Source organism: Proteus penneri (assembly GCF_003144535.1).
GTDB lineage: Bacteria > Pseudomonadota > Gammaproteobacteria > Enterobacterales > Enterobacteriaceae > Proteus > Proteus penneri.
In genome coordinates, this window is sequence record NZ_PHFJ01000006.1 from 182246 (window position 1) to 207093 (window position 24848).

A 24848-nucleotide genomic window follows, 5' to 3' on the forward strand; every position below is an offset into this window, starting at 1 on the left:
AGGACTCACCTCTTACCTATTTATTGATTTGGTTTATTCATGTCATCACTTGATCTTAATCTTCTCGCTCAAAACATAAAATTATGGGGCTCTGAGCTAGGTTTTCAACAAACAGGAATATGTGATACTGACTTATCACTTGAAGAACCTCGCCTGCAAGCGTGGTTAGATAAGCAATATCATGGTGAAATGGCATGGATGGAAAAATATGGAATGACACGAGCCAGACCTCACGAATTGGTTCCGGGTACATTACGTGTTATCAGTGTCAGAATGAATTACCTCCCCACGGATGCGGCTTTTGCACGCACCTTAAATAATCCAGAACAAGGCTATATCAGCCGTTATGCGCTTGGTAGGGATTATCACAAAGTATTAAGACAGCGTCTTAAAAAACTCGGCGAAAGAATTTCACAATATTGTCAGCAATTTGAATATCAAGGGATAGTCAACTTTCGTCCTTTCGTTGATTCAGCACCGATTATGGAGCGCCCATTAGCCGTTAAGGCTGGGCTTGGTTGGGTTGGTAAACACTCACTTGTGATTAACAATCAAGCAGGCTCTTGGTTTTTCCTTGGTGAACTACTGATTGATTTGCCATTACCTACTGATAGTCCTGTTGAAGAACAATGTGGTAAATGTGTCGCCTGTATGACAACCTGTCCGACAGGTGCCATTGTTGAACCTTATACCATTGATGCTCGCCGTTGTATTTCTTATCTCACCATCGAGCTCGATGGTGCTATTCCTGAAGAATTTCGCCCTCTAATGGGTAATCGTATTTATGGTTGTGACGATTGCCAGCTTATCTGTCCTTGGAATCGTTTTTCATCACTGACTGACGAAGACGATTTCTCCCCAAGAAGAGCGCTTCATACCCCAGAATTACTCGATCTGTTTCAATGGAGTGAGGATAAATTTCTGCGTATCACCGAAGGTTCCCCGATCCGTCGTATTGGCTATTTACGTTGGCTTAGAAATATTAGCGTGGCGTTAGGAAATGCACCTTATCAAGATAAAATTATACTTGCCCTGCAAGAACGCTTTGGATTGAGTGATGTGTTAGATGAACATTTAAACTGGGCGATTGCACAACAGACAGCGAAGAGAAATGAAAAAGAAGTAAAAATACAGACTTCACAACAAAAACGCTTAGTAAGGGCGATAACTAAAGGCTTACCTCGTGATGCTTAATTTTTAACAGATTAAACACATTACGAGTAACCATTAATTTCCTCTGTGAATAAAATAAAAATCCCTTGTCTATCAACATGAACAAAAAATTCAAGCGAACTAAGACCCAAAATTTAAAAAAATAAAATAAACTTAGTTATCAATTAGATATAAAATCCAATCAATTTATTGAAGAGAATAATATCCTTATCACTTAAGGATACGTACTTGTGGATAACTCTGTGCAGTAAAAAAATAAATAGTGCTTAGATGCGGTTATTATTAGCATCTCACTGTGGATAAATCGATTTGGAAAGATTTTAAGAATAGTAGAATATATATCACATTTTTTTAAAGAAAAGCCTGAGAAACCCTTTTCTTTTTCTAAAATACTATTCAATGCATGTTTAACAGAATAAAGGCCTAAAACCTAAAAAATGATCTTGCCTCTGATTTCCCCTCTAAATGAGGAAAGGCGCACATTCTAGTGCTGTCAAATTAGAAATGCAAGCAAAGATCAAAGATAGATCACAAAAAAATAGCTTGATCTTACATGTAGTAATGACATTTTCTTTTTTGAACAACTATTCCGCACGCTCTTTTTACGCGTATTAAGTTACATCCCTCAATCTGCACCCTAAAACAGTGTAGTCGATATTAAAAAATGTGAGAGAAAAAACTTAAAATTTCTTTACGGGGATTAAAAATGAGATTTGGTAAGACAGAAGAGAAAAACTTGGAGCGGGAAACGAGACTCGAACTCGCGACCCCAACCTTGGCAAGGTTGTGCTCTACCAACTGAGCTATTCCCGCATTTGGTAAGTTTTGACAATCACTAGTAAAATATTTGGAGCGGGAAACGAGACTCGAACTCGCGACCCCAACCTTGGCAAGGTTGTGCTCTACCAACTGAGCTATTCCCGCGTCTTTCTTACACCCGTACAAATAAAATTCTTCATCGGTACGGGAAGCGCATTATACGAGAAAAATGCTTAACCGCAAGCCCTTATCAACAAAAAAATACGTTTTTTTGATTACATGCCGATAAAATCATCATAGTGATGTAATATCAATCATGAATGCACGCTTTTTACTCTTTAATAAAGGTTTTACGATAATAAGCAAGCTCTGCAATGGATTCACGAATATCATCCAATGCCTGATGAGTATTCTTTTTCTCAAAACCTTCTAAAATTTCAGGTTTCCAACGACGTGCTAATTCTTTTAATGTGCTCACATCAAGATAACGGTAGTGAAAATATTGCTCTAGTTCTGGCATATAACGATATAGAAAACGTCTATCTTGCCCCACACTATTACCGCAGATAGGTGATACGCCTTTCGGTACCCATTTTTCTAGGAATTCAATAGTCGCTTTTTGTGCTGAATTATCATCATATGAACTGGCTTTTACGCGCTCAACTAAGCCGCTACCTGTGTGGGTACGTGTATTCCATTCATCCATTAAGCTTAATTGTTCATCAGATTGATGTACTGCAATTACTGGGCCTTCGGCTAAAATATTAAGTTGAGGATCTGTCACGATAGTGGCAATTTCTATGATACGGTCACATTCAGGATCAAGACCTGTCATTTCCAGATCTATCCAGATCAGATTGTTCTCGCTTTTTGACATAATATATCCTAGCTGTTTCTAAGTGTGAGACATGATATTTTAGCGTTTATCATAGCGCGTTTACTCAATAAGCACGATAGAAGAACATCTAACCGAATAATACAAGTGAGGATCGGTGACAAAACGTAAATTATCTAAAGGCCAGCAACGCCGAGTACAAGAAAATCATAAAAAGCGTTTGCAGAGCAAAGAGAAAAAAAACCACGTTGAATTAGACGATACGCAATTAGGCGAAGCAACCGAAGGGCTAGTGATCAGCCGTTTTGGTCAACATGCAGATATCGAAGCAGCTGACGGCACAATTACACGATGCAATATTCGACGCACAATTTCATCACTGGTAACGGGTGATAAAGTTGTTTGGCGCCCTGCGCTACAAACACAAGAAAATGTCCGCGTAAATGGCATTGTAGAAGCCGTACACGAACGAACTTCAGTGCTTACTCGTCCTGACTATTATGATGGTATTAAGCCTATTGCCGCTAATATTGATCAAATTATTATCGTTTCGGCTATTTTGCCTGAACTTTCGTTAAATATTATCGACCGTTACCTTGTAGCATGTGAAACGTTAAATGTTGAGCCTCTAATTGTTCTCAATAAAATCGATATGCTAGATGAAGAAAGCCGTAAGACCGTTAGTGAATGGATGCAAACTTATAAAAATATTGGTTATCGTGTCCTTGAAGTCTCTAGCTATACCAAAGAAGGATTAGAAGCACTGACTCAAGAGCTTATTGGACGCATCTCTATTTTTGCAGGGCAATCTGGTGTTGGTAAATCGAGTTTACTTAACACGCTGTTACCACCAATGGAAGAAAGTATTGTTGTTAATCAAGTTTCTGATAACTCTGGTTTAGGTCAACATACCACAACAGCATCACGCCTTTACCATTTCCCACAAGGTGGCGATGTAATTGACTCTCCGGGTGTGCGTGAATTTGGTTTATGGCACTTAACGCCAGAACAAGTAACAAAAGGGTTTGTTGAATTCAGACCGTATCTTGGTGGTTGTAAATTCCGCGATTGTAAGCACTTAGACGATCCGGGTTGCTTAATAAGTGAAGCGGTGAGAAACAACGAAATTGCAGAAACGCGATTTGAAAATTACCATCGAATTTTAGAAAGTATGAGTCAGGTGAAAGTTCGTAAGAACATTAATTTAGACTCTTAACAATTGATTCACTGACAACCCTATTAAGGGTGAGTACAATAGACCCCTTTTGTCTATTTTTATCGTTTAATCCCAGAGGTTGCCATTTTGGACAAGCTAAAAATTAAACTACAGTATTTATTGCCTAAATTATGGCTAACACAGTTAGCTGGCTGGTTCGCAAATAAAAAAGCGGGTGCTATCACCCAGTTTGTTATCAAGGCTTTTGCAAAAGCTTATAAAGTTGATATGAATGAAGCGAAAGATAGCCAGTTTCAAGCTTATTCCACTTTCAATGACTTTTTTATTCGCGCCTTAAAAGACGGTGCTCGCCCTATTATTGAAGGTAATGACAAACTTGCATTACCGGCTGATGGTGCAGTAAGCCAACTTGGTCCAATTCAAGATGATCAAATCTTGCAAGCCAAAGGACATCACTACACCCTTGAAGCATTACTTGCTGGTAATTTTATGTTGGCAGATAAGTTCCGTAATGGTCAGTTTATTACGACATATCTTTCACCTCGTGATTACCACCGAGTTCATATGCCTTGCGATGGTTTATTAAAAGAGATGATTTATGTTCCAGGTGATCTCTTCTCTGTTAATCCATTAACGGCGACTAATGTCCCTAACTTATTTGCACGTAATGAACGTATTATTTGTCTCTTTGAAACACAATTTGGCCCAATGATACAAATTTTGGTTGGTGCAACAATTGTCGGTAGTATTGAAACGGTTTGGTGTGGCATGGTCACGCCACCTCGCGAAGGTATTATTAAACGTTGGACATATCCTCAAGCAGATAAAGCAGGAGCGATATTCTTGAAAAAAGGTGAAGAGATGGGTCGATTCAAGTTAGGCTCAACAGTCATCAATCTTTTCCCAGAAAATACCGTTCAATTGAATAAAGATCTTATGAATGGCTCCGTTACATTAATGGGAGAACAATTGGGTTCCATCATTAATGTCGCTGGTAATGACAACAATGCCATCAGTGAATAACACGTAATTCGGAGTAACCTTTGTGCGCCTGATAATCAGTCTTTTCTTCTCGCTTTTTTTGACATTTTCATTCAGTACATCCGCAATATCAGCAGATGTAGAAAAATTGCGTCAAGATATAAAACAACTTGAAGGAAGTACCAATCCTCAAGATATTGAGACAGTTCAGGCGCTACAAGGCACTATCAATTGGATTAATGATGGTGAAAAAGCGCAAGCAAATGCAGATAATTATCAAAAAGCTATTGATGATTATCCAGAGATCACGAAAGAACTCAGAACCAAGCTTCTTGAAGAAAGCCACTCAGTTCCAACTATCCCAGAAAAAATTAGCATTCCTGATTTAGAACAGAAAATTATTCAAGTCAGTAGCCAATTAATGGAGCAAGCAAGGCTTCAACAACAAGAGCAAGACAAAAGCCGAGAAATTAGTGAATCGTTAAACTTATTACCCCAACAGCTTTCTGAAGCACGCCGTTTACTCAGTGACGCGACAGCAAGACTCGCGGCTGTTAGTGCGTCAACAACACCGTTAACAGAAGCACAAAATAAGCTCACACAAGCGGAAGTTACCGCACGTAAAGCCATGGTTAATGAGCTTGAAATGGCACAACTTTCAGCTAATAACCGCCAAGAAATCGCTCGCCTTCGCTTAGAATTGTTTAAGAAACGCTATCAGCGCCTTGATGTACAACTACAACAATTACGCAGCTTATTAAATATAAAGCGCCAAGAAGTCGCTGATCTCGCATTAGAGAAAACAGAGATGTTAGCGGAGAAAGGTGGTGAGCTTCCTGAGTTTCTGACAAAACAGATCCAAACTAACCGTGAACTCTCTCAAATCTTGAATAAACAAACACAGGAAATGAGCGAACTGTCAGAAAAACAGCGCATTACTACACAACAGACACAACAAGTTCGTCAAACACTCACCACGATCCGAGAACAAGCACAGTGGTTAAGTGGCTCGACAGCATTAGGTGAAGCATTAAGAACACAGCTTTCCCGCTTACCCGAAATGCCTCGTTCACAAGAGCTTGATAGAGATATCATTCAATTACGTGTTGAACGTTTACGTTATGAGGATATGCTGGAAAACTTAAGTAAAATCCAGCCGCCAGAAACGGCTGATGGTTCTAAATTACCTGAAGCTCAGCAATATATTTTTGATTCTCTTATCCAGGCACGTCATGAATTATTGAATTCGTTGCTATCTGGTTATGACTCTCAAATTCTTGAATTAACAAAACTAAAAGTTGCGACAACACAATTAGCCGATGCTTTAAAAGAAACAAAAGACGCGACAAACCGTTATATGTTCTGGGTTGCTGATATGAGCCCAATCAAATTTAATTATCCAGTTCTATTAGTTAAAGATATCACTCGACTGCTTTCATTAGATACCTTTTCACAATTAGGTCATGCTGCTATCAGCATGCTTAAAAATCAGGATACGTTCCTATTCTTATTTGTCACTTTATCCATTGTGGGCTTTAGCCTGCGCACTCGAAAACATTACAACGCATTCCTTGAAAGAGTCAGCAACCGTATAGGTAAAGTCACTCAAGATCATTTTTCACTGACGATACGCACCGTTTTTTGGTCTATTTTAATTGCACTTCCGCTACCGCTGTTATGGTCTGCGGTCGGTTATGGCTTACAAAGTGTTGAATGGCGTTATCCAATGGCCGGCGCGATTGGCTATGGTGTAACAGCAGCCGCTCCCGTGTTGTGGCTATTTATGATCAGTGCAACCTTCGCACGGCATAACGGCCTGTTTATTGCTCAATTTAAATGGAAAGAGAGCCGTGTTAAAAAAGCAATGCGCTTTTACCAACTCTCTATTTTTGTCATCGTTCCGCTGATGATGTCATTAATTACCTTTGAATATTATAGCGATAGAGAATTTGCACCGACGGTCGGTCGCTTCTGTTTCTTACTACTCTGTATCGCCCTAAGCTTTATTACGTCTAGCCTTAAAAAAGCTCACGTTCCGCTTTATCTTGATAAACATGGATCTGGCGATAACCTGATCAACACCATTTTATGGTGGTTCTTACTGGTTGCGCCTGTTATTGCAGGTTTAGCCGCCGTCTTAGGTTACCTTTCTACCTCGATTGTCTTGCTCGGTCGTTTAGAAATGTCTGTCGCCATTTGGTTTGCTCTACTGATTATCTACCATATTATTCAGCGATGGATGCTTATTCAGCGCAGAAAATTAGCCTTTGAACGTGCTAAACAAAAGCGTGCAGAAATTCTGGCACAGCGCGCAAAAGGTGAAGATGAAAATACGATTGTCGGAAGCAGTGGTGAAAGCACAGTAGGACTTGAAATTGAAGCTCAAGAAATAGATCTTGATGCGATCAGTGCGCAATCTATTGGTTTAGTTCGTTCTATTCTGACTATGATTGCATTAGTCTCAATGATCTTATTGTGGTCTGAATTAAACACAGCGTTCTCTTTCGTCGACAATATCCGACTTTGGGATGTCACCTCATCGGTGAATGGTGTTAACACAGTGCAACCTATCACCATGGGCTCTATTTTAGTGGCGATCCTTGTCATTATTATTACAACCCAATTAGTTCGAAATCTCCCTGCTTTACTTGAGTTGGCTATTTTACAGCATCTTGATTTAACGCCCGGTACAGGTTACGCCATTACCACCATGACCAAATACACCATCACCTTAATTGGTAGTATCGTGGGTTTCTCTTTATTAGGGATTGAATGGTCAAAATTACAGTGGCTAGTGGCAGCAATGGGGGTCGGATTAGGTTTTGGTTTACAAGAAATTTTTGCCAACATCATTTCAGGTTTGATGATCTTATTTGAAAAACCAATTCGTATTGGCGATACCGTTACCATTCGTAATTTGACCGGAAATATCTCTAAGATCAACACGCGAGCAACTACGTTAACCGACTGGGATAGAAAAGAAATTATCGTACCGAACAAGGCCTTTATTACAGAGCAATTTATTAACTGGTCACTATCAGATTCAATTACGCGTATCGTAATGACAATCCCAGCACCTGCAGACTGCAACAGTGAGCAAGTGACCAATGTGTTATTAGAAGCCTCAAAACGTTCTACGATGATTTTAGAAAACCCTGCGCCTGAGGTTTATCTGGTCGATTTACAGCAAGGTATTCAAATTTTCGAACTACGTGTTTATGCAGCAGAGATGGGACACAGAATGCCAGCAAGACACGAGATCCATCAAAATATTCTCTTAGCCTTTGCAGAACACGGTATTCCATTACCGTTCCCACCATTCCAAGCAAGAGTGGATATGATGGGTAATACAATTCGCAGCTCAATGCGCGCAACACCAAGAGAAGTCGGTGGATTATAAGTTCGGCTTCAATTAATTTGATAAAAAGCCATTATCTTATAGAAAAATTACGAAAGATAATGGCTTTACTCCTTTCTTTCTCATTTTTTCAACCTCTTTTATGACGCTTTCTTCACCCTATACTGTGTATCTATTTCTCTTATAGCTCATTGATTGTATAAAATTAATCCGCATTTTCTTTTTAGTCTCTTCTTTCTAAAAAAAAGGAAAATTATTTTTTGATTTTTTGTTTAATAAAATTGATAAGTAATAACTCAAAGAAACTATCTATCACTCGATGGTAATATGAAGATAATAAAGTGAGTATCATAAAGAGAGTGTTACTTTCTCTGGTGAATATTATTAATACAGTATATTTTTCTAACCAAACACCAATTCAGCCAGGTGATAAAGCGCCATTTTGGATACGGCATTTAATTTATCTCAAGGTGAAATGTATTTTATCTCACCTTTATTATTTTACTGCCTCATTGACGACACTGAGCGCTTAACTAAAACCAACCTCCAGCTATTGACCTAAATCATATTTTTACGTTTTTACACTTAATTTAACTCCCTCAATGAGTAGAAATTGCTTTTTGTTAGCTTTTAACTTTTAAATTATTATCTTTAGCTGATCAGTTTGCCTACCTAAGTTAAATAAATTAAGCCATTTATAGCTAACAAAACTTAGCGTCTGCATTTAAAACACCAGCAGCTTTACATATTAAAATATCTCTGCATCCCCATATTTAACACTGAGCACAGTCTAATTTGGATTATCACATAGTATTTGTTATCAGAAGTGATCTTCTTTTTCTTTCTTTAATCATTTTAAGCTAAATATAGAAATATTTAATCTTTTAAGTTTTAATACTAAAAAAGAATAAGAATAAATTAAAAACAAAAAGTAAAACAATTAAAAATAATAAATTTAAGAAAATTAAAAAACAAAGAAACAAAAAATACCAATTAATTTAAAATCGTGAATTAATATAATTGAAATTATAAACAAATAAAAAACAGAACAAATAAAAATATAGATATAAAATCTCATTAACTATTATAAATAATACTTTTAATTATATTAAAAAAAGAATAAAAATGTTCTACATCTTATTTATAAAATCATATTAATAAAAAATAAAAAATAAAAAATAATAAATATCTCTTCTAAAATTTTTTCTATTGATTGAAAAATAACATTACAGCTTATAATGTTAATATTTTTTTAACTTGATTTAAAAATGAGTATTCTTACCTATTGACAATGCTAAGATATATTGCTAGCTTCATTTTTAATGAGTATTAAATAAACAATAATAAGAAGGTTCCATTATGGAAAAATCCCGAACGACTCTCGATCAGTGGATTACCTTACAAGCCGTCGTTGACTACGGTGGCTTTGCTCAGGCCGCAGATGCATTACATAGAACACAATCATCAATTAGCTATACTATCAATAAATTAGAGCAAACTTTAGGAGTTGAAATCCTCTCTTTAGAAAAAAGACGTGCAGTACTCACTCACGAAGGTAAATTGTTACTTGAACTCTCTAGAGAAATAACTGAAAAAGCAATCTCATTAGAAAAAAAGCCAAAAATTTAATGTTTAACAACAAGTTAAAGATAAACATAGTCATCGATCCTTTATATATTTCAGCTCTTTTCTGGAATAAAATTTCCCAATTTATTAAAGAAAATAAACACTATGATATTAATATTCATAAAACAGCACTCAGTAAATCAGATATTTTAGCGCAAAAAGATCAAGATTTGGTAATAACACATTATAATGTGAAATCACTACAACCCATTGATTTAGAAAGTATTAAAACAGTATTAGTCACACATCCGAAGAGTGTTTTACAACATCTTCAACATGATGAGTTATCTAAGGAGTTACAAAGACATACCTATATTTCTCTACTCGCTGATGGCTCAAATGCCGATCATAATAACCAAGTTATTCAAGTGGGCTCTGTGGAAACAGCAATAAACTTTGTCAAGCAAGGTCTGGGTTATTCTCGGCTTCCCCTGACCGTTGTCCAGGAAGAGTTGAATAAAAATACGATAAAACAATTAAATATACATAGTGAAGATAAAGAATATAAATTCTACCTTTATTTGAATAAAAATTCATTTTCAACAGAAGATATAAAAAACTTATTATCCTTAATAAACAATCCACATCAAAATTTAATTATTGATTAATTAAACGTTATTTTTAATTTTAAAAACGAACATTAAACAATTTGATATAAAGACAAAAAAACTCATGTAAATCTTTATTAACTTAAATTTTTTGTGATGTTATATTTTATTGGCATATTCCCTATGCGAATAAACTAATACTTAAATCTATACTTATAAATAAATTAAAAAGTAACAATAACTACTTTTTATATAGGACCGATCATGAGCAAATTAAATAAATCTCTCTATTTATTAGGGATGAGTCTCTCTCTACTTTCTGCACCTGCTGCTTTTGCATCGGGCACAATTAACTTTATCGGAGAAATAACAGATCAAGCCTGTACTGTGGATAGTTCTTCTAAAAATCTAACTGTAGATTTAGGAAAAGTATCATCAAAAAGTTTAGCAACAAAAGGGGAAGTTGCTGGCCTTAAAGATTTCACAATCAAACTGATTGATTGCCCTGTCAATACCACTGTCTCTGTCCGTTTTGGCGGGACTCGTGATGCCATTGATAGCGATATTTTAGCCATTGATCAAGTTTCAGGTGGTGCGACAAATGTGGGTATCGCTCTCTTTGAAAAAGATGCCGTATCTCAAATAAACCTATATGACGATTCGAAAGAAGTCGAAATCAATGGAACTGAAATTAACTTAGATTATGTTGCACGCTACAAAGCAACAGCACAAGCAACACCAGGGCCAGCTAACGGATCAGCCGTTTATAGCATCCAATATAAATAATAAAAACGAGGGTAATACTTATTACCCTCTTATTTCCCTTAATCTTGTGGCGCCATTTATGAAAAAGAATATTTTTCTAACTCTATTTTTATTATTTTCTCTCATAACGGTAAGCCATGCTGCTGGAATAAGTGTGGGGGGGAACTCGGTTTGTTTATAACGATAATGCTCGTGAAATAAGCATTCCTATTCTAAATACCGATAAAGAAAAACCTTATCTTATCCAGAGTTGGGTCTCTGCTTTTCAAGGCACAGAAAAAACGCCTTTTATTGCAACACCCCCGCTTTTTCGTATCGAACCTGATGGTACAGGAACTGCACGTATTTCCTATACTGGTGAACCGTTAAATTCAAATACTGAAGTCGTCTATTGGCTGAATATAAAATCAATTCCACCTGTTGAAAAAAGTCCTGAAAATCAATTACAACTAGTGATTAACTCTCAATTTAAACTCTTTTTACGCTCTCATGATATTGAGCCACTTAATTTTAATAACGTTGAGTTATCCAAACAAAGCCAAGGGTTGGTGCTTAATAACAAAACACCTTATCACCTCACGATTAAACATATTTTTATTGATGATAAACGCTACCCTTACGACCCTTTAATCAACCCTCATCAAGAAGTAGTGTTACTTAAAGAGAGTCCTATTTCCCAGAAAGTCACTGTGCAGTTTATTAATGACTACGGTGCAACTGTAGATAAAGTATTAAATTAAGAGTACAGAGTTATGACTTTATCCATCATCGCGTTATCTACAAAACGATTATCGGTATTTCCTACTGATAATCTCTATCGCCACTGTGTACTAGCTATGGCAATAGCCTCTATTTTATTTCCTTATCAGGTGATTGCTGAAGAGCAATTTAACCCTGATGCACTCAACTTAGGAATAGAAAATCAAGTCGCAGATATTAATAGCCTTGATTATTTTTCTTATGCGGGAGGACAGCTTCCTGGTGTCTACTCTGTTGATATTTATCTCAATAATAAATTAATCGATAATCGCCAAGTCCGTTTTATTTTCGATGAAGAAAAAAAGGTACTGACACCTGAACTCACCAAACAAGATTTATTAAATTGGGGAGTAAAAGAGTCTGTGACTTCGCAATTTAACCAGCAAGCGAGTACATCAACAGTTACCGATATTGCTAGCGTTATTCCGAATGCAAAATATGAGTATGATTTTTCACGAGCACGTTTGTCGTTTTCTATACCACAAATTGCTTTATACAATTATGGGCAAGGCTATATTCCACCAGCACAGTGGAACGATGGCATAAATGCCGCCTTTGTAAATTACACTTATCGTCAAAATCAATATTGGTATCGTGACCAAAACAACAGTAACTCTATTTTCTTAGGATTACGAAGTGGTGTTAATGTTGGCGCTTGGCGTTTACGTAACCACAGTAACTACAATAAAAATAGTGATAACTCATCTCAATGGAATAGCTTGCAGACTTATGTTGAGCGAGATATTCGTCGTTTAAAAAGTCGTTTAACTCTCGGTGAAACGGCTTCTGATAACGATGTATTGGAGAGCATTCCTTATCGTGGTATTAAATTAGCTTCAGATGAAAGCATGTTGCCACAAAGCCAACGTGGATTTGCTCCTATCGTCAGAGGTATCGCGCAAAGTAATGCTGTTGTCACCATTCGACAAAATAACAGCATCATTTATCAGACCTCCGTTCCACCGGGTGAGTTTGCTATTTCAGATTTATATCCCACTTCTTACAGCGGTGATTTACAAGTTACGATTGAAGAAGCCGACGGAACAACCCGTACTTTTTCACAACCTTTTTCTGCTGTTCCCATGATGCAACGCGCGGGTAGCTTAAAATACAGTGTAGATATTGGTAAATATTATGCAGATACGGCTGCGAGGAAACCTAATTTCTTTCAAACCTCAGCTATTTATGGACTTCCTTACAATCTTTCCATTTATGGTGGCACATTAATCTCTGCTGATTATCAAGCTTATGCGTTAGGTACAGGAGTTAATCTTGGCTATTTAGGTGCCGTTTCTGCGGATATAACTCACGCGAGAACAACCTTAATAAATAACGATGAAGCCCAAGGGCAATCTTATCGTGTTCAATATTCTAAATATTTACCTGATACTAAAACGGGTTTTTCACTGGCTTCTTATCGCTATTCAACAAAAGATTATTACGATTTCTCGGCAGCTAATGAACGTTTTTCTCATCTTTATCGTAAGAAAAAACAGTTCCAGTTATCCGTATCACAATCTTTAGGAGATATGGGTTATCTCTCATTAAATGGTTATCAACAATATTATTGGTATCAAGACAGAGTCGATCGCAATATGAATGTGAGTTTTAACTCAAATTATCGAGCTTTAAGTTATAGCGTCTCTTATGCTTATAACAAGCGTCAAGAAAGTGGGTTAACCGATCAGATTTTATCTATTAATTTTAGTCTTCCGTTTAATGTTGGTCAGAATAACAACTGGTTAAGTTATCGCTATAACACCAGTAAACAAGGTGATTCTATTAGCTCAGTGAGTTTAAGTGGCACTCAGTTGGAAGATAACAACCTGCAATATGATATTTCACAAAACTACAATCATTCTCGTCAAGAATACAGTGGCTCTGTTAATGGCAACTACAGTGCTTCAGGGGGTGAAATCAGTGCGGGTTACAGTTACGACAAACGTTATCAATCAATGAATTGGGGGGCAACAGGTGCACTTTTGGTTCATCAAGGTGGGATCACGCCCTCGCGAACCATTTACGATTCTGCCATTTTAATTAAAGCAGAAGACGTTGATAACTTAAAAGTCAGTAGCGCACAAAGCCTTTATACCAATGCTCAAGGTTATGCTGTTATTCCTAATGTTTCACGTTATGAACGGAATAAAGTGACGGTTGATCCGGCTTCTTTAACGGGGAATAACGACGTTGAATTAACATCGACAACCGTTATTCCAACTAAAGGAGCAATTGTCTTAGCCGATTTCAAAGCAAGAAAAGGCGCTCGTGTACTTGCAAACTTGCACTACAACGGAACACCACTGCCATTTGGTACTCAAGTTGAAATTTATAAAGACGATCAGGTACTTTCAAGTGGAATTGTGGCCAATGATGGTGAGGTTTTCTTAAATGGCGTACCCGAACACAGCCAGCTACGAGCTAAATGGGGCAACAGTGCTGTTGAACAGTGCCAAACGACGTTAAATGTGGATCTTGCCTTAGAAAAAATCCAATTTTTACAACTTGAATGCAGATAGGTGATCACAATGAATAAATCTATAACTCTTGGTTGTCTGTTTGCTATTTTGTATACATCAACCACATTTGCAGAATTTAGGGCTGAATTTACCACTAAAACGGTCACCTATTCTGCTCCTATTTATGTCTCACGTTCAGCGCCGATTTTAACCGAAATCGCTACTATTCCGTTAGGAACGATGAACGCATGGACATGGTGGAACCTCTCCGGTAGTGCAGTAAGACCTGGGATTTATTTACCGGGCTCTTTAAATGCATCAAGCCCAAAAGTGAATGGCGCTTATGTCAAAGAACTTAACAGCAGTGGTGTAGGTTATACCTTACATGGCACCATTAACGGGAGTTGTAGTGGCTCTGCTTATGTCGATGGTCAGCAAAATATTGATGGTAACTACAGTAATCGCCTTATTTGCTCAACCTATGCTACCAGTGGTAATTATTCTGTTTCATTAGAAATGAAGCTTTATAAATTACGAGATAATGTAAAATCACAAACCATCCCTGCTTCATGGGTGGCAATGTTAATTATCTACAACAATGGCTTTATCACTAGTGACTATGTGGGGAAAGTAGAACCCAAAATTAACCTCTCATCATTAAATATTATCTCAAGTGGTTGTGATGTGGTGAATAACAACATTAATGTCCCACTCGGTGCAGTTCCTAAATCAAGTTTTAACGGTGTTGGCTCTGTAAGCCCCGAAAGTATTAAAAATTTTAATATCGACTTGAGTTGTGATCCTGTTTCACCAATCAAAATTCGGTTTGAGGGCGTCGCTGATGATCAACAAACTGCTGGAACCATTGGTTTAAGTAATCCAACAGACAGCAATACTGCCAAGGGTTACGGTATCCAAGTTAAATATAAAAATCAGCCTATTAAGCTAGGACAACTCATTACTGTGAGTGAAGAAAATAGCGGTGCAGGGAGTTATTCTATCCCTTTGGAGGCAGGCTATATCCAAACCTCTGATACAACGAGCGCAGGCAAAGCCAATGGGACATTACAGTTTACGATGCAATATCACTGACGAAATGTAGACAGATTTAAAAAGAAAAAGGCGAACAACACATCTTCTTCGCCTTTTTCTTTAGAAGGGATCACACTTGGTATAACTTACGTAAATAATGAGGAACGGCTTCATCCGCGTTAGTACCGATCACTTCCATATTGGGTAGCAGATCTTTTAATGCCTGATGGGCATTTTCCATAATGCAGCCTTTACCCGCTATCTTGAGCATCTCTTTGTCATTCATACCGTCGCCAAACGCGATAGCATCTTTCGCAGAGTGTTGCATCAGTTCAGCTACTTTCTCTAGCGCCTCACCTTTAGATACACCACCAGCCATCACTTCTAAACAATTACGCAGTGAGAAACTCACATTGACCTTATCACCCCAGCGCTGATTAATTTCATTCTCTAGCTTCAGTAATAGCTCATGATCCTCAGAGGTGAAAAAGACCTTACAGACATTGGTGGTCGGGAATCCTGTTTTACAATATAACTCATAGCTAAAGTCTGATTCTCGAAAAAACTCACAAGCCCCCGGCATCTCTTTATTAACATACCAATAGTCACTAGCATAAATATTAGTTTCAATTTCAGGGTGATCAAAAACCATAAGAGCCAAGTCATAAGCAATTTCAGGCTCAAGATCTTGGCTAAAAATAAGGTCACCATGCGTGTTATGCACTCGTGCACCATTAGAGGTTATCATATAAGCGTTAATGCCTAATCCATCACGAATTTGAGCAACATCAACATGATGACGACCTGTTGCGAATACAAAATGCACCCCTTTATTAATAAGTAGGTGCAGGGTTTCTTGCGTATAGGGAGTTAAGACATGATTAGGTGATAACAACGTGCCATCAAGATCTGAAGCGACTATCGAATACATACACATTCCTGATTAAAATAAATGCTTATCATAAAACTCACAGATTTCATTTAATGCTTGTGAGCGTAGCTTATCTATTTCGAACAAGATTTCATGATGCGCACCCTCAATCACCAGTGGCAATTTTTGTTTTTCTTCTCTTGTTCTGGACTGACTATAACGTTCACAGAAAGCCCTTAGCTCTTGATTATCTACCACCTTATCAAGCTCTGCTTCGAGCACTAATAGAGGGGTATTAATCTCTCCCGCATGTTCAATTAACCAATCTCCCATTTTTAGACTCTCTCCCATCCAATGATAAGTAGGTCCACCTAATCGCAGTTCTGGAAAATCAGCATAATAACGTAAATATCGGCGATATCGCTCATGGCTATGTGTTAACACATTAAGGATAAATGGCAGTGGAAACCATTTACCTGTTGATACCGCGTAATTATTTCTTTCAGATTGATTCTGTTCTGCTCGGTTAACTAAAAAATTAGCCACCCAGCGAGGTATGGGTAATTTAATACCAAACATCGGCGCACTTAATGCCGCAGCTTTAAAAACATGAGTTTGCTTTAGAAGATATCCCGCTAAGATTGCCCCTCCCATTGAGTGAGCTAATGCAAAATAATGCGGGTATTGAAAAGGCAGCACTATCGTATCGACGAACGTCGAGAAATCATCGATATAATCACTAAATTTCTCTACATGTCCTTTTTGCGTATCTTCTAACAGTCTGTCAGAAAGCCCTTGTCCTCGATGATCGAGAAGAAAAACATCATAGCCTGAGTGAAAAAAATCGAATGCAACTTCAGGGTACTTTACATAGCTTTCACTACGGCCCGAAGCAATAACTAGAGCTTTATTGTGCGATGGTGAACGCCAATAAACATAGCGAATTTTGGCGCCATCAACACCAACAAACTCACCTTCTTCGCGTTGCCCCCAAAAATCCAATAAGACGCCGTTCGTAAATGCAGAAAACTGCTTTTCACGCGATAACCACGAATATTTAAACAAAGTGGTTGTCATTGACTCTCCTTATTAGCGTTATTCAAAGCCCTCAATATGGTCACGAATGAGTGTCATAAAAGCAGGTCCAAATCGTTCTAATTTTCGTTGTCCGACACCGTTTATTAATAATAACTCATCAGGATAAACAGGGCATTGTTCTGCCATTTCAATCAATGTGACATCATTAAAAACGACAAATGGTGGAATGTTTTCTTCATCAGCAATAGACTTACGCAATTTACGTAGTTTCGCAAATAATTTTCTATCGTACTGTCTATGGGTATTTTTTGTTTGTTGATTACGGCTTTTTGTCGGGCTTAATAATCTAGGCACGGCTAATTGTAATGGCACTTCACCACGTAAGATGGGTCTTGCCATTTCTGTCAGTTGTAATGCAGAGCGATGGACAATATTTTGTGTCACCATACCTAAATGAATAAGCTGGCGGATCACACTCACCCAATGTTCATGGCTTTGCGCTTTACCAATACCATAAACAGGTAATGTATCGTGTCCCAAATCCCGAATACGCTGATTATTCGCGCCTCTTAAAATTTCAACAATATAACCAATACCAAAGTGCTGACCAGTACGATAAATACAGGACAATGCCTTTTGTGCATCCACTAAACCATCATATTGCTTAGGGGGATCAAGACAAATATCGCAGTTACCACAAGCATTTTGTCGATGCTCATCGAAGTAATTTAGTAACACTAAACGTCGGCATGTTTGCGCTTCAGCAAATGCTCCCATTGCGTTGAGCTTATGCATTTCAATCGCTTTTTGGTCGCTTTCTGGCTTTTCATCTAAACAACGACGCAACCACGCCATATCGGCAGGATCATAAAATAATACCGCTTCCGCGGGCAACCCATCTCGCCCTGCTCGTCCTGTTTCTTGGTAATAAGATTCAATATTTCGCGGAATATCAAAGTGAACGACAAATCGGACATTGGGTTTATTAATGCCCATACCAAATGCAACAGTGGCAACCACAATTTGCAAATCATCACGTTGGAAAGCTTCTTGCACTTTAGCACGTTGTGCAATTTCCATTCCAGCATGATAACCCGCAATACTTAATCCTCGTTTACTCAGGCGTTCTGCGGTTTCTTCGACTTTACTGCGACTATTACAATAAATAATGCCTGATTTTCCTTTTTGACCACGAATAAATAGCCAAAGTTGATCAAGTGGTTTGTATTTCTCTACTAAAGTGTAGCGGATATTCGGTCTATCGAAACTGCTGATATGAATTAAGGGATCACGCAACACTAGCTGATTAATAATATCGTAACGTGTTGTATTATCGGCCGTTGCCGTCAGTGCAATAATAGGAACGTCAGCAATATATTGTCTTAATAATCCTATACCGCGATATTCAGGACGAAAATCATGTCCCCATTGTGAAATGCAGTGCGCTTCATCAACGGCCAGTAATACCGGTTTCCACTGCACTAATTGATGAAGAAAACTCTCCATCATTAAACGTTCAGGGGCAATATACAGCAGTTTTATTTCACCCTTTTGACAACGTATTTGAACATCAAGCTGCTCTTCACGCGTTTGGGTTGAATTTAAATAAGCCGCTTCAATACCATGAAGGCAAAGTTGATCAACCTGATCTTTCATCAGTGAGATGAGTGGCGAAACAACCACTGTCAGCCCATCAAGCAATAAGGCGGGAATTTGATAACAAAGAGATTTACCACCCCCTGTCGGCATCACAACTAGACAATCTCTCCCAGTTGTAATGGTATGGATGACTTCTTGCTGACCAGGACGAAATTGCTGATACCCAAAGGTTTCTCGCAAAATAGCCTGTGCTGATGGCATTGAGTTAAGAACTTCTGCTGTGGACACACCGTTCCTCTGAAAAGCTGCTGATAAAAACTATGATGAGGAGTAAAAGAAAAGGCACCAATGTGAAGGTGCCATCATCATTTATAGCGCTATGCTAACCCAGAACGGGGAAAATTACAGCATATCATTCAGCATCACACCCACACCGACCCGTGTCTGGCGAAAATTATAGTCAATCATCGATTCACCATAACCACTAAATACTTGGGTATAAAAACGTACATGTTTAGTGATTGGGTAACTCCAGCCTAATTCAGCTGCCCCATAACCACTGTTCCAGTTATAACGTCCAGTCGCAGTGATCACACTTTCGCCTAGTCGATAGCCCACTTTTAAACGGTAATACCCCATATAGCGATTAATATCTGGATTATCATCACGTTGAGCACTTTCACTAAAGCGATACCACGGTTTTAGATCAAGCTGTAAATTGCCTTTTTGGGCCATAAAACGCGCATAAGCGCGGTTCCAGCTACGAGAGGTGGGATCAGAACGACCATTCGATTCGTGATTAAAACCTGTTTCTATTTCACGAAGTGTCCAACCTGCAAATTTATAGTCTGTTGCCCAACCTAGAAAAAGTTGCGGTTCATAGTTTGTTTCACGGAAAGGGGCTGATTCTTTCTTATTACTTAATTGCCACCAAGAGCGTTGAGTATAAGATGCCGCTAAAACAGAGTTTTCACCCGCAATACCGCGCCACAAAGGGAAGGCCAAACTGAGCTGAAATTTCACCTCATCTTTTTTAGCCTTATTACCCCAATCATAACTTTGAATAGCCTCTTTATTCATATCAGAGGTGTCAGTGTAAATAATATAATTGGATTCATAAGGATAAAGAACAAAAGGTGAATCGTATTCTTGTAATAAACCAGAAATGATACTGCCCTGAACAAGCGGTGCAGGAGATGATGATGCTTGAATTTCCGATGCAAATCCCCATGCTGGATAGAATAAAACCACCGCAAGTAAAGAACGGATGTAACGCATAGTTAATTATCCTGTTTCATTATTGAATAATATAGAAGTTAGTACTTACTTTAGAATTAGTTCTTATATATGTGCTTTATTGCACTTTAGCGTCCATATTTTACACGTAATTGCCATTAAATCTCGTATATTTTCACATCATTATATTTATAGCACGAATGTGCAATTACGAATTTGTCATGTATTATTAACATAATATTAACTTGATGATGTGATATCAGAGGTTCTAAAAATGGAAAAACAGTTAACATTAGAAGAGGCTCAAACACTAATTGGTCATGTTTTTGTTTATAAGATGCCCTTTAATCAATTAATTGGCTTAGAGCTAGTTCGTTTTGAGCAAGACTACGCTGAAATTCAATTTCGGTATCAAGATAAACTTGTTGGTAATATTGCTCAACGTATCTTACATGGTGGGCTTATTGCTTCTGTACTTGATGTCAGCGCGGGATTAGTTTGTGTCGGTAACGCATTAACACGTTTAGCACCAATATCCCAAGAGCAACTCGAACAAAAACTCGCTAATATGGGCACGATTGATTTACGTGTTGATTATTTAAGACCGGGACGTGGAGAATGTTTTACTGCAAGTAGCCATATTTTACGCAGTGGTAATAAAGTGTCTGTTGCTCGTGTTGAATTACATAATGAAAAACAAATTCATATTGCGAGTGGGACAGCAACTTATATTGTAGGTTAAGCCTTTGTTAAAATTCATTGTGCGCGATAATGCTTAGATTAGTATTAATTACTTGTAAAAATACATGCCTAATGACACATTAAATAATGTCATTGGGTATGATAACCCCGTCACACTTTTCCTTTCCATCAATTCCAGAGATAGCATGAGCCAGAAAAACACGATGAAAGGCGTTTTATGTGCCTTAGGCGCCTATTTGATCTGGGGTATTGCCCCTGTCTATTTTAAAAGCATTCAAGAAGTGCCCGCAGAAGAGATCTTAACGCACCGCATTTTATGGTCGTTCTTTTTCATGTTGATTTTAATGACTATCAGTCGTCATTGGCCTTATTTGCGCCAATTAATACGTCAACCTAAAAAAATTCTTCTTTTAGCACTGACTGCCATTATTATCGCAACGAACTGGCTTACCTATATATGGGCGGTTAACCACGGTTATATGCTAGAAGCCAGCCTTGGCTACTTTATTAACCCACTCGTTAACGTACTATTTGGCATGCTTTTCTTGAGCGAGCGGTTCCGCCGTATGCAATGGATAGCAGTAGGTTTGGCATTTACTGGTGTATTTATTCAACTCTGGCACTTTGGTTCAGTGCCCGTGATTGGATTAAGCCTTGCCGTGACTTTTGGCCTTTATGGCTTACTGCGTAAAAAATTGGGTGTCGATGCACAAACAGGTATGCTGGTAGAAACATTATGGCTATTCCCTGTTGCATTAGTTTATATCTTATTTTTCACACATTCGCCGACTAGCAATATGCTTGAAAATAGTTGGTCATTAAATACCTTGTTAATTGCAGCCGGTATTATTACAACTGTACCGCTACTACTCTTTACAGAAGCTGCACATCATCTGCGTTTATCAACTTTGGGCTTTTTCCAATATATTGGCCCCACCTTGATGTTTATTCTTGCCACAATGGTATATGGCGAGCAAATTGATGCAGAAAGATTAGTGACCTTTGGTTTTATTTGGGTTGCCCTGATCCTCTTTACACTTGATGCACTTTATACACAACGCCGTTTAAGACGTAGCTAACCTCCTAAAACTCACTCTTCCGCTAAATTACTAATTTGTGTAAAAGCGGAAGAGAGTTTTTTCTGCTTACTCTTCTTTAATGAATGCGCACTCTTTGATTTCGCTTCTACATAGCGATTTGAGTACCTAAATAACGTTGATATTGCATTATTAACCCATTGAATATGGTTAATCACAACGCTGTAATAGAGATTGATACGAGGAACAAAATCACGTTGATGTCTCAATAACTTACAATACAAATCTTCTTCAAATTCATTGATAGGTTCACTGGGATGATAAGTATCACACAGGACTTCCTCAGTATTTTCAATCAATAATTCATTACTAGAAAAAGAGGCGGAAGAAGTTCGCGTGCAAGGTGAAACAAAAGAGTAGGTATAAAAGAATACGCTAGAGAATTTCATCAATTAATCCCGTTGAGTAAGAATAGATAACGAGATTATTAAGTAATCAAATCGAACATCCCTTAAAAAAACACCCTTACTTATTTGATAGATAAGTAAGGGTGTTTTTTATATTAAGATAGTAACTGCTCACTTTAAATGACAACTTACTCTAGTCGAGCAAATGCAGCTACCAGCCATTTAATACCTTCACCATTAAAGGCGATTTGTAATCGGCAATGTTCACCGCTACCTTCAATATTGATAATGGTGCCATCACCAAATTTAGGGTGCTTCACACGTTGCCCAAGCGAATAACCGGTATCATTGCTAATCGGAGTGCCTAAACGGCTATGATTGACAGGACGTGAAACCGTCGCACGTAAACGAACTTCTTCAACACACTCTTTAGGTAACTCACCAATAAAGCGAGATGGCCGATGACTGACTTCTTTTCCATATAGACGGCGGTTTTCAGCGTAAGTAAGCGTTAACTTTTTCATTGCTCGCGTGACACCCACATAAGCCAAACGACGCTCTTCTTCTAAACGCCCACCTTCATCTAGCGACATCTGACTTGGGAACATACCTTCTTCTACACCCACAATAAAGACTTGTGAAAATTCGAGCCCTTTAGCCGAATGAAGTGTCATTAACTGCACAGCATCTTGATATGCATCAGCTTGGCTTTCGCCTGATTCTAATGCAGCATGAGAAAGAAACGCTTGCAGTGGCATCAAATCTTCGTCTTCATCTTGATAACTAAATTGGCGAGTCGCAGTAACCAGCTCTTCTAAGTTTTCAATACGAGCTTGTGCTTTTTCACCTTTTTCTTGCTCATACATCGCTTTTAAACCTGAATCACGAATAATTCGGTCTGTTTGCACATGTAATGGCATATCTGCCGTTTCAGAAGCGAGTGTTTCGATCAGTTCTAAAAATCGTTGGATTGCAGCGGTTGCTCGCCCTGCTAGCATTTTATGTTCGATAACCTGTAATGCGCTTTCCCATAAGGTAATTTGGTTATCTCTTGCAACTTGGCGAACAATATCTAATGTTCTATCACCAATCCCCCGTGTTGGTGTATTCACAACACGCTCGAAAGAAGCATCATCATGGCGATTCGCCGTTAATCGCATATAAGAGAGTGCATCTTTGATTTCTTGGCGCTCGAAGAAACGCTGACCGCCATAGATACGATATGGCATCGCTGCTTGTAATAATGCTTCTTCCATTATACGAGATTGGGCATTACTGCGATAAAGAATGGCACAATCTGTCAATGCACCGCCTTCTTCTTGCCAGCGTTTAATTCGACCAACTACATAACGCGCTTCATCTAAATCATTAAAAGCACAATACAGCGAAATAGGCTCACCTTCTGCACCTTCAGTCCACAGATTTTTACCTAATCTGTCACTGTTATTAGCAATGAGTGCATTCGCGGCTTTTAGAATATTGCTGGTAGAACGATAATTTTGCTCTAATCGGATAGTCTCTGCGCCGGGGAATTCATTTAAGAAGTTTTGAATATTCTCAACTTGTGCACCACGCCAACCATAAATGGATTGGTCGTCGTCGCCGACAATCATCACTTTACCCGTTTGACCCGCCAGCATTCTAATCCATGCATATTGAATACGGTTAGTATCTTGAAACTCATCAACCAAGATATTAGTAAAGCGATTTTGGTAATGTTCTAAAATTTGCGGCTTATTCAACCAAAGCTCATGAGCACGTAATAAAAGCTCTGCAAAGTCCACCAGCCCCGCACGATCGCAAGCTTCTTGATATGCTTGATACACTTTCAACCATGTTGTTTCAACAGGATTACCATAGGTTTGAATATGCTGAGGGCGTAATCCTTCATCTTTTTTACCGTTGATGTACCACATTCCTTGTCGTGCAGGCCATTGTTTATCATCAAGGTTCATCGATTTAACAATGCGACGAATAAGACGATATTGATCGTCACTGTCAATAATTTGAAAGTCTTGTGGCAAATTTGCATCAAGATAGTGTGCGCGTAATAAACGATGAGCAAGGCTATGGAACGTGCCGATCCACATACCGCCTTGACTTGTACCAATTAAGTCTTCAATACGATGTCGCATCTCTGCGGCAGCTTTATTGGTAAACGTCACAGCCATAATCGAAAAGGGAGAAGCTTGTTCAACAGATAATAACCATGCGATACGATGTACCAGTACCCGTGTTTTACCACTGCCTGCGCCAGCTAACACCAGCATATTAATGCGAGGTGCGGCTACCGCTTCGCGCTGTTTATCGTTAAGGCCTTCTAGCAGATATGAGACGTCCATAATTACCAATCATTTAGTGAAGAAAATACTGTGGATATATACAGAAATAGAGAGTAAGCAACAAACTAACAGGAATTCACGTGCTATGCAAAATAAAGCCTTTCTTAACCGCGTTTATCTGTGCCATTCTTACCGCATATCACA

At 38.3% G+C, this 24848-nt stretch carries 19 protein-coding genes and 2 tRNA genes; 12 read left to right on the forward strand and 9 right to left on the reverse strand.

Annotated features, from left to right (window positions below):
• Positions 1 to 39: 39 nt before the first annotated feature.
• Entirely contained in the window at positions 40 to 1194 is a 1155-nt protein-coding gene (gene queG / locus CUB63_RS09845) for a tRNA epoxyqueuosine(34) reductase QueG (RefSeq protein ID WP_109847962.1), read from the forward strand.
• Positions 1195 to 1910: 716 nt separating this feature from the next.
• Here queG and CUB63_RS09850 read toward each other — a convergent pair.
• From CUB63_RS09850 to orn, 3 genes are all read right to left on the reverse strand, one after another.
• Positions 1911 to 1986: transfer RNA gene (locus CUB63_RS09850), tRNA-Gly, on the reverse strand.
• Positions 1987 to 2021: 35 nt separating this feature from the next.
• Positions 2022 to 2097: transfer RNA gene (locus CUB63_RS09855), tRNA-Gly, on the reverse strand.
• 166 nt (positions 2098 to 2263) lie between these two features.
• Positions 2264 to 2809, reverse strand: coding sequence for an oligoribonuclease (orn, locus tag CUB63_RS09860; protein WP_006535770.1), 546 nt, complete (start codon positions 2807 to 2809; stop codon positions 2264 to 2266).
• Positions 2810 to 2924: 115 nt separating this feature from the next.
• On the opposite strand from orn, the gene rsgA reads away from it, so the two are divergent.
• The 9 genes from rsgA to CUB63_RS09900 all read left to right on the forward strand — a co-directional run bounded on the left by rsgA (position 2925) and on the right by CUB63_RS09900 (position 15532).
• Positions 2925 to 3983, forward strand: coding sequence for a small ribosomal subunit biogenesis GTPase RsgA (gene rsgA, locus CUB63_RS09865; protein ID WP_072064585.1), 1059 nt, complete (start codon positions 2925 to 2927; stop codon positions 3981 to 3983).
• 87 nt (positions 3984 to 4070) lie between these two features.
• Positions 4071 to 4967: an archaetidylserine decarboxylase gene (asd, locus tag CUB63_RS09870; RefSeq protein ID WP_109847963.1), complete on the forward strand. Its 897-nt coding sequence runs from the start codon at positions 4071 to 4073 to the stop codon at positions 4965 to 4967.
• Positions 4968 to 4989: 22 nt separating this feature from the next.
• Positions 4990 to 8325, forward strand: a complete 3336-nt coding sequence (gene mscM, locus CUB63_RS09875; RefSeq protein WP_072064587.1) for a miniconductance mechanosensitive channel MscM — start codon at positions 4990 to 4992, stop codon at positions 8323 to 8325.
• Between the two features lie 1317 nt (positions 8326 to 9642).
• Positions 9643 to 9912, forward strand: coding sequence for a LysR family transcriptional regulator (locus CUB63_RS17735; RefSeq protein ID WP_232240067.1), 270 nt, complete (start codon positions 9643 to 9645; stop codon positions 9910 to 9912).
• The gene (locus CUB63_RS09880; protein WP_006535781.1) at positions 9912 to 10517 is read left to right on the forward strand and encodes a LysR substrate-binding domain-containing protein; all 606 of its coding nucleotides are present in this window, start codon (positions 9912 to 9914) and stop codon (positions 10515 to 10517) included. Before CUB63_RS17735 ends, CUB63_RS09880 begins: the two co-directional genes overlap by 1 nt.
• Positions 10518 to 10721: 204 nt before the next feature.
• Positions 10722 to 11243 carry a fimbrial protein gene (locus tag CUB63_RS09885; protein WP_109847964.1) on the forward strand — a complete coding sequence of 174 codons (522 nt, stop codon included), beginning with the start codon at positions 10722 to 10724 and terminating at the stop codon, positions 11241 to 11243.
• A 131-nt stretch (positions 11244 to 11374) separates the two neighbouring features.
• On the forward strand, positions 11375 to 11962 hold the full coding sequence (locus CUB63_RS09890) for a fimbrial biogenesis chaperone (RefSeq protein WP_232240068.1): 588 nt from the start codon (positions 11375 to 11377) through the stop codon (positions 11960 to 11962).
• A 12-nt stretch (positions 11963 to 11974) separates the two neighbouring features.
• Positions 11975 to 14500 carry a fimbria/pilus outer membrane usher protein gene (locus CUB63_RS09895; RefSeq protein WP_109847965.1) on the forward strand — a complete coding sequence of 842 codons (2526 nt, stop codon included), beginning with the start codon at positions 11975 to 11977 and terminating at the stop codon, positions 14498 to 14500.
• 9 nt (positions 14501 to 14509) lie between these two features.
• Positions 14510 to 15532, forward strand: coding sequence for a fimbrial protein (locus CUB63_RS09900; protein WP_006535786.1), 1023 nt, complete (start codon positions 14510 to 14512; stop codon positions 15530 to 15532).
• Between the two features lie 70 nt (positions 15533 to 15602).
• Here CUB63_RS09900 and yigL read toward each other — a convergent pair whose 3' ends face one another.
• The 4 genes from yigL to pldA form a co-directional block, all read right to left on the reverse strand.
• Entirely contained in the window at positions 15603 to 16403 is an 801-nt protein-coding gene (yigL, locus tag CUB63_RS09905; protein ID WP_006535787.1) for a sugar/pyridoxal phosphate phosphatase YigL, read from the reverse strand.
• A 12-nt stretch (positions 16404 to 16415) separates the two neighbouring features.
• Entirely contained in the window at positions 16416 to 17420 is a 1005-nt protein-coding gene (pldB, locus tag CUB63_RS09910; RefSeq protein WP_109847967.1) for a lysophospholipase L2, read from the reverse strand.
• Positions 17421 to 17438: 18 nt separating this feature from the next.
• Positions 17439 to 19268, reverse strand: coding sequence for an ATP-dependent DNA helicase RecQ (gene recQ / locus CUB63_RS09915; RefSeq protein ID WP_109399684.1), 1830 nt, complete (start codon positions 19266 to 19268; stop codon positions 17439 to 17441).
• A gap of 114 nt (positions 19269 to 19382) precedes the next feature.
• Positions 19383 to 20258, reverse strand: coding sequence for a phospholipase A (gene pldA / locus CUB63_RS09920; protein ID WP_006535791.1), 876 nt, complete (start codon positions 20256 to 20258; stop codon positions 19383 to 19385).
• Between the two features lie 232 nt (positions 20259 to 20490).
• Between pldA and CUB63_RS09925 the strand changes: the two genes are divergently transcribed.
• Positions 20491 to 20958, forward strand: coding sequence for a thioesterase family protein (locus CUB63_RS09925; protein ID WP_006535792.1), 468 nt, complete (start codon positions 20491 to 20493; stop codon positions 20956 to 20958).
• A gap of 145 nt (positions 20959 to 21103) precedes the next feature.
• The gene (gene rarD / locus CUB63_RS09930) at positions 21104 to 21997 is read left to right on the forward strand and encodes an EamA family transporter RarD (protein ID WP_109399686.1); all 894 of its coding nucleotides are present in this window, start codon (positions 21104 to 21106) and stop codon (positions 21995 to 21997) included.
• 11 nt (positions 21998 to 22008) lie between these two features.
• On the opposite strand, the gene CUB63_RS09935 is transcribed toward rarD, so the two are convergent.
• Positions 22009 to 22404 carry a hypothetical protein gene (locus CUB63_RS09935; RefSeq protein WP_109847968.1) on the reverse strand — a complete coding sequence of 132 codons (396 nt, stop codon included), beginning with the start codon at positions 22402 to 22404 and terminating at the stop codon, positions 22009 to 22011.
• Positions 22405 to 22550: 146 nt separating this feature from the next.
• Positions 22551 to 24704 carry a DNA helicase II gene (uvrD, locus tag CUB63_RS09940; RefSeq protein ID WP_072064593.1) on the reverse strand — a complete coding sequence of 718 codons (2154 nt, stop codon included), beginning with the start codon at positions 24702 to 24704 and terminating at the stop codon, positions 22551 to 22553.
• Between the last annotated feature and the right edge of the window lie 144 nt (positions 24705 to 24848).

Coding starts and splice junctions, on each gene's coding strand:
- queG (WP_109847962.1), top strand. CDS start 40: ATGTCATCACTTGATCTTAATCTTCTCGCTCAAAACATAAAATTATGG.
- orn (WP_006535770.1), bottom strand. CDS start 2,809: ATGTCAAAAAGCGAGAACAATCTGATCTGGATAGATCTGGAAATGACA.
- CUB63_RS17735 (WP_232240067.1), top strand. CDS start 9,643: ATGGAAAAATCCCGAACGACTCTCGATCAGTGGATTACCTTACAAGCC.
- CUB63_RS09880 (WP_006535781.1), top strand. CDS start 9,912: ATGTTTAACAACAAGTTAAAGATAAACATAGTCATCGATCCTTTATAT.
- CUB63_RS09885 (WP_109847964.1), top strand. CDS start 10,722: ATGAGCAAATTAAATAAATCTCTCTATTTATTAGGGATGAGTCTCTCT.
- CUB63_RS09895 (WP_109847965.1), top strand. CDS start 11,975: ATGACTTTATCCATCATCGCGTTATCTACAAAACGATTATCGGTATTT.
- CUB63_RS09900 (WP_006535786.1), top strand. CDS start 14,510: ATGAATAAATCTATAACTCTTGGTTGTCTGTTTGCTATTTTGTATACA.
- yigL (WP_006535787.1), bottom strand. CDS start 16,403: ATGTATTCGATAGTCGCTTCAGATCTTGATGGCACGTTGTTATCACCT.
- pldB (WP_109847967.1), bottom strand. CDS start 17,420: ATGACAACCACTTTGTTTAAATATTCGTGGTTATCGCGTGAAAAGCAG.
- pldA (WP_006535791.1), bottom strand. CDS start 20,258: ATGCGTTACATCCGTTCTTTACTTGCGGTGGTTTTATTCTATCCAGCA.
- CUB63_RS09925 (WP_006535792.1), top strand. CDS start 20,491: ATGGAAAAACAGTTAACATTAGAAGAGGCTCAAACACTAATTGGTCAT.
- rarD (WP_109399686.1), top strand. CDS start 21,104: ATGAGCCAGAAAAACACGATGAAAGGCGTTTTATGTGCCTTAGGCGCC.
- CUB63_RS09935 (WP_109847968.1), bottom strand. CDS start 22,404: ATGAAATTCTCTAGCGTATTCTTTTATACCTACTCTTTTGTTTCACCT.
- uvrD (WP_072064593.1), bottom strand. CDS start 24,704: ATGGACGTCTCATATCTGCTAGAAGGCCTTAACGATAAACAGCGCGAA.